Origin of the sequence: Nostocoides sp. (assembly GCF_035343835.1) — a bacterium.
GTDB classification, from domain to species: domain Bacteria; phylum Actinomycetota; class Actinomycetes; order Actinomycetales; family Dermatophilaceae; genus Nostocoides_A; species Nostocoides_A vanveenii.
Genome location: NZ_DAOQZV010000248.1, coordinates 1 through 4,408, shown reverse-complemented (window position 1 = coordinate 4,408; position 4,408 = coordinate 1). Strand labels below are relative to the sequence as shown.

Below are 4,408 nucleotides of genomic sequence, written 5' to 3'. Positions count from 1 at the left end.
TGGCGGTGCGCGCGGTCGGTGTGGGAGCGTCGGTGGGCGATGGCGCGTCGGTGGGGGACGTCGCGGCGGTGGGCATGCCGGCATACGGGAGCAATCCGCGGCGGCGGGCCACGACGAAGCCTCCGGCCGCGAGCAGGCCCATCAGGACGATCGCGCCGGTGGCGGAACCGGACCCCACTATCCCGCCGCTGAGCAGGGTGTTGACGATCCCGCCGATCAGGAGCAGCCCGCCGACGGCCAAGACGCTGCCGGTGACGATCCGGCCTGTGCTGGTGTCCGATTCGGCCTCGATGATGCCGGGGCCGTCGGGGGCCGGCAGCAGCAGCCACGCCAGGGCATACGCCACCAGGCCCGCGCCCGAGATCATGGTCAGCACGATCACGCCGACGCGGATCACCGCCGGGTCGATGCCGAAGCGACGCGACAGGCCGCCGCAGACTCCCCCGACCCAGGCATCGGAGCGCGTGACGCGTCGGACGCCGAGTCGATCGATCGCGCCGAAGAGGTCGGCGAACAGCCGGTCGTAGTCGTTCTGCGCCGACGTGCCGGCCGGGGGCGGCGATGGCGGCGCAGTGGGGTCAGTCATAAGGCCATCCTCACCCGGGCTCGGTGGGCGCGGGATGCGAGGCCTCCCTGAACGCACCCTGGGCGGTCCCCCGAAATGGCGGCGTCCGGCGCGGCGGGCCGTGCCGGTGGGCGAGACTTGCCCTGTGCCCATCCCGTATGCCGTGCCGCCGACCGCGGAGGTCGCCGACCCGCCGCGGATGGTGCGTCCCGCCCACGGGCGCGTCCTGGCCGGCGTGTGTGCCGGGCTCGCCGAACATCTCGGCCTGCCCGTCGCGTGGGTGCGAGGCTTCGTCGCCGTGCTCATTCTGGCGGGCCCGGGAGTCGTCGGCTACATCCTGCTCTGGACGCTGACGCCGCAGGAGGCGGATTCGGGCGCGGCTACCGCCGGCCAGCGATGGAGTCTCCGGCAGGCGGGACCGGCAGCGATGTGGATCGGTATCGCGATGGTCGCCGTTGTCGGGGCGACCTCGATCCTGCCCCGCTCCGGCCGGGGCCTGGGCCTTCTCACGCCGATCCTGATCCTGGCGATCATCGCGGTGATCGGGCTCGCGAGTGCCGATGTGGCACAACGCGATCGCTGGCTCGGCCGGCGCTCGGGATGGCCGGCCCTCGCGCGCCTGGCCGGTGGCCTGATCGCCGTCGTCGTCGGCACCGTCGTGACGCTCAGCGGGGGGACATCGGCCGCGGAGGCCTGGGACATCGTCCTCGCCACCGTGGTGGTTTTGCTCGGGTTCACCCTGCTGTTGGCGCCCTGGGTGCTGCGGCTGCTCCACGACGTCGGGGAAGCCCGGACGGCCCGTGCCCTCGCGGACGAAAGGGCCGATATCGCCGCCCACTTGCACGACTCGGTGCTTCAGACCTTGGCGCTGATCCAACGCCAAGCCGGCGACGCCACCCGCGTCGCCACGCTCGCCCGCGTGCAGGAACGCGAGTTGCGCACCTATCTCTACGGTGGCGGCAGTGTGGATCAGACGACGCTCAGCGGCGCGCTCGCGGAGGTGATCGATGAGGTCGAGGTCGCCCACGGCATACCGATCGATGTGGTCGTCACGGGGGACTGCCCGCTGGATGAGCATGTGCAGGCGATGGTGCGGGCGCTGCGCGAGGCGCTCCTCAACGCCGCCAACCACGGGGCCGCGCCGATCGCGGCCTATGTCGAGTGCGGACCGGACCGGATCGAGGCCTTTGTGCGCGACCACGGCCCGGGCCTGAATCTCGATGCCATCCCCGAGGATCGGCTCGGCGTGCGCGAGTCGATCCAGGGCCGGATGACGCGCGTCGGCGGCAACGCGAAGGTGCGCCGGCTCGAGCCGGGCACCGAATGGACCTTGACCCTGCCGCGCGTGGCCGCGGCCCCCACCGGAGGAAACTGATGAAAACTGCTCCCGCCCCCACCACGCCAGTGCGTGTCGTCCTCGTCGACGACCACAAGATGTTCCGCACCGGAGTGCGCGCCGAGTTGACCGAAGTGGCGCCCGGCCTGCTCGACATCGTCGGCGAGGCCGCGGACGTCGACACCGCCATCAAGGTGATCCGCGCCGAACTGCCCGATGTGGTCCTGCTCGATGTGCACCTGCCCGGGGGCAATGGCCGCGGCGGTGTCGACGTGCTCCAGGGGTGCGTCGCGGTCGACAGCCGCCGGGGCGTGCCCGTGCGTTTCCTCGCGCTGTCGGTCTCGGATGCGGCGGAGGATGTGCTCGCGGTGATCCGCGCCGGGTCGCGCGGCTATGTCACCAAGTCGATCACCGGGACCGATCTGGCGGCGGCGATCAAGCGGGTCGCGGACGGGGATGCCGTGTTCTCGCCGCGGCTGGCGGGCTTCGTGCTCGACGCCTTCGGTGTTGCGGCCGGCGAGATCGCCGAGGTCGATGAAGAGCTGGACCGGCTCTCCCAGCGCGAGCGTGAAGTGATGCGCCTGATCGCACGGGGGTATCAATACAAGGAGGTCGCGCGCGAGTTGTTCATCTCGGTGAAAACCGTTGAGACGCATGTGTCTTCGGTGTTGCGCAAGTTGCAACTGTCGTCCCGGCACGAACTCACCGCGTGGGCGATGGGCCGTAAGCTCATCTAGTGCGCCACGCTCTGCCCGAATATCACATTCGCCCCGGCTACGGCTGGCTCAACGACCCCAACGGAGTGACGCGCTACGGCGATCGCTGGCACGTCTTCTTCCAACACAACGCCGCGGCACCGGTCCACGGCAATATCCAGTGGGGTCATGTCTCCAGCTCGGATCTCGCGTCGTGGACCGAGCACCCGGTCGCCTTCGGGCCGACCGCGGGCGGGCCGGACGCGGGCGGGTGCTGGTCCGGTGTTTTCGCCCGAGACCTCGGCCGGCCAGCGGTGGTCTATTCCGGCATCGCCGGCGAGACCCCGCACAGCACCGTATGCCTGCGGTGGGGCAGCCCGGATCTCCTCGCCTGGTCGGATCCGATCGTCGTGGCCGAGACCCCGACCGAGCTCGGGGTGGTCGTCATGCGAGACCCCTATGTCTTCACCTTCGAGGGCCGGCGCTGGGCGCTGTTGGGGGCCGAGTTGGAGGGACGTGAGGCCGCTGTCCTGCGATTCTCCTGCGACGACATCCTGGCCTGGCGCTATGAGGGGATTGTCGCGCAGCACTCCGATCCGGTCCTCGACGCGATCCCGGAAGGCGAGATCTGGGAGTGCCCGCAGCTGATCGTGGACGGCGACGCGGCGGCGTTGGTCGTCTCGGTGCAGCGCGACCGGCAGCTCGAAGAAGTGATGTGGGCCGTCGGCCGGCTCGAATCGGAGTCTGGTGCACCGCATTTCGTGGCGTCGACAATCGGTGAGCTTGATCATGGGCGCAGCTTCTATGCCCCGCAGATCGTTGCCGACGATTCGGGCGCGCTGTGCTTCGGCTGGGTCCGCGAACTCGACCGGCACCCCGCCCCGCCGCCTGTCGCCGGCTGCCTGACCCTGCCGCGCCGGCTGCGGATCGCCGGCCAGGAGGTGGTCAGCGACGTCGACCCGGGCGTGGTGGAGGTGCTGACGCGCGGTGGGGAGACGACGGCGCTGGCGACCGGACGGCATACGGTCTCGGCGGGGCGGGTGGTGGTGAGCGGGCCCGCGCTGCTCAGCGCCGAGGGTGACCCCTCCATCCAACTCGACCTGCCCGCGGGCGGGACGGTCTGGCTGGACGCCGACGTGGCCGAGGCCTTCGTCGACGGGGACGCCCCCACCACCCGGCGCGGGCTGGGGGACTGGGTGCTCGACCTGCCGGACGGCTCGGCCGCGGCGTTGACCGAGGTGCGGGCCGAGCAGCAGTGGCAGGCGCGCTGACCAGCCATTGGTCGGCGGGCCTGCGCGGGTCTCGGGGGCTTCTCGCTTAAGTTGGCGCCCGTGGAGATCCTCACCAATGTCCTTGTCCTCATCCATCTGATCGGGATGGCGGCGATCGTCGGCGGCTGGATCAGCCTGCGAGTGCGCGGTGTGGAGTCCGGTCGCGGCCTCTCGGTCGTGGTGTGGGGAGCGCGCTTTCAGATCCTCACCGGGCTCGCCCTGGTCGGCATTCACGAGTCCCAGAAGGACCCGCTCAACCACGCCAAGATCGGGGTCAAGCTGGCCATCGCCCTCGCCTGCGCCGCGTGTGCGGAGACGGCCGCCGCCCGCGCCCGGCGCGGCTCCGGCGACAGCAAGCTCATCGACTACGCCGGCGTGCTCGGCATCCTCAACACCGCCGTGGCCGCCCTCTGGGAGACCAGCGCCAGTTCCTAAACCCTGCTAACACACGTTAGGTGACGTCGAGCAGGGTAGACCCTGCTGTAGGTCACCTAACGTCTGCTAGCAGAGTTTAGGTATCGGGGGCCGGTCACGGGAGAAG

The 4,408-nt window shown here is 70.6% G+C and carries 5 protein-coding genes; 4 read left to right on the top strand and 1 reads right to left on the bottom strand.

The genetic code is table 11. The annotated features are described in order from the left end of the window. The coding region (locus PKH97_RS14075) for a PspC domain-containing protein (RefSeq protein WP_324388175.1) at positions 1–586 on the bottom strand (586 nt) is incomplete at its 3' end. 124 nt (positions 587–710) lie between these two features. Here PKH97_RS14075 and PKH97_RS14070 point away from each other — a divergent pair. Genes PKH97_RS14070 through PKH97_RS14055 form a run of 4 tightly spaced genes read left to right on the top strand, consistent with a single transcriptional unit; the run spans position 711 to position 4,302 of the window. Then, positions 711–1,940: a PspC domain-containing protein gene (locus PKH97_RS14070; RefSeq protein ID WP_324388174.1), complete on the top strand. Its 1,230-nt coding sequence runs from the start codon at positions 711–713 to the stop codon at positions 1,938–1,940. Then, the gene (locus PKH97_RS14065; protein WP_324388173.1) at positions 1,940–2,638 is read left to right on the top strand and encodes a response regulator transcription factor; all 699 of its coding nucleotides are present in this window, start codon (positions 1,940–1,942) and stop codon (positions 2,636–2,638) included. Before PKH97_RS14070 ends, PKH97_RS14065 begins: the two co-directional genes overlap by 1 nt. Further along, complete coding sequence (locus PKH97_RS14060; RefSeq protein ID WP_324388172.1) at positions 2,638–3,867, top strand: glycoside hydrolase family 32 protein; 1,230 nt, start codon at positions 2,638–2,640, stop codon at positions 3,865–3,867. Before PKH97_RS14065 ends, PKH97_RS14060 begins: the two co-directional genes overlap by 1 nt. Positions 3,868–3,927: 60 nt before the next feature. Beyond that, positions 3,928–4,302: a hypothetical protein gene (locus PKH97_RS14055; protein ID WP_324388171.1), complete on the top strand. Its 375-nt coding sequence runs from the start codon at positions 3,928–3,930 to the stop codon at positions 4,300–4,302. The last annotated feature ends 106 nt before the right edge of the window (positions 4,303–4,408 follow it).

What these genes read in the sequence shown, in the direction of transcription:
- PKH97_RS14065 (WP_324388173.1), top strand. Translation starts at nt 1,940, where the DNA reads ATGAAAACTGCTCCCGCCCCCACCACGCCAGTGCGTGTCGTCCTCGTC.